The following is a 1,458-nucleotide window of genomic DNA, read 5'->3' on the forward strand; positions in this document are numbered from 1 at the left end:
CCTGCCACGGCGCGGGCGGCCTTGCTCGCGTTCTCGGCGAGCGGGGGAGGCGCCGTGGCGGCGGCGTCGAGGGCCAGGTTCATGGCCCGGGTGACGCCGTTCCAGTGCTTGGCGGCGGACTTCCAGCCCGCGCGGGCGGCGCGGCCGTGGCGCTCTTCGCGCAGGCGTTTGGTCAGGTCGCCGGTGTTGATGAGGACGGGGCAGGCGGTGGCGCACATGCCGTCCACGGCGCAGGTGTCCACGGCGTCGTAGCCGTACTCCTCCTCCAGCCGTTTCGCCAGCGCGTGGTCACCCGCCTCCTGGGCGGCGGCCAGCTCCCGCCGGAGCACGATGCGCTGGCGCGGCGTGGTGGTGAGGTCGCGGCTGGGGCAGACGGGCTCGCAGTAGCCGCACTCCACGCACCGGTCGACCTCGGGCTCGACGGTGACGACGTTCTTGAGGTCGCGCAGGTGGGCGTGCGGGTCGTCGGTGAGGACGACGCCGGGGTTGAGCGTGCCCGCGGGGTCGCACAGGCGCTTGACCTCGCGCATCACCTCGAACAGCTCGTCGCCGTACTGGCGGCGGACGAAGGGGGCCATGACGCGGCCGGTGCCGTGCTCGGCCTTGAGCGTGCCGCCCCGGTCGAGCACGGCGGCGACCATGTCCTCGGTGAAGTCGGCGTAGCGCTCCAGGTCGGTGTCGAAGCGCTCGTTGAGCATGAAGTGCAGGTTGCCGTCCTTGGCGTGGCCGAAGATGACGCTGCGCTCGTACCTGTGCTTGGCGAACAGGCCGGCCAGGTCGTCGCACAGGTCGGCCAGGACGGGCACCGGGACGGCGACGTCCTCCAGGAGCGCGGTGGTGCCGCTGGGCCGGGCGCCGGCGACGGAGGCGTACAGGCCCTTGCGGATGTGCCACAGAGCGGCCCGGCCGCCCGCGTCCCTGCTCAGCCGCGCCGGGGCGGCCAGGTCGAGCGTGGCGAACAGCCGCTCGGCCGTGCGCTCGTGCTCGGCGAGCGCTTCGGGGTCCGACTCCTGCCACTCGACCAGGAGCGCGGCGTGGTCCCGTACGGTCAGCGTGCGCAGGACGTCGTCGGCCCTGGGGTCCCGCTGGGCCACCCGCAGGGACTCGGCGTCCAGCAGCTCGACGGCGGCGGGGCCGGCGGTGACGAGCTGCGGCATCGCCGCCATCGCCCGGCGCAGCGTGGGGAAGACGAGCAGGCCGGTCGTGGCCAGGCGGTGCGCCGGGACCGTGCGCAGGACCGCCTGCGCGACGAAGCCCAGGGTCCCCTCGCTGCCGATCGCGAGGTGGGCGAGGATCTGCGCGGGCGTGTCGTGGTCGAGGAAGCTGTTGAGCCCGTACCCCATGGTGTTCTTCAGGGAGAACTGGGCGGTGACGCGCCGCACCGACTCGGGGTTGCCGCGGACCCGGTCGCGCAGCCGTTCCAGGCCCTGCGCCAGCTCGGGCTCCAGCGCGCGCAGC

Annotated in this window: 1 protein-coding gene; it reads right to left on the bottom strand. The window is 74.1% G+C overall.

The window, feature by feature from the left end:
* On the bottom strand, positions 1-1,458 hold a 1,458-nt coding region (locus ACWDX9_RS63270; protein WP_449973445.1), incomplete at both ends, for an FAD-binding and (Fe-S)-binding domain-containing protein.

This window comes from Nonomuraea sp. NPDC003201, assembly GCF_053590415.1.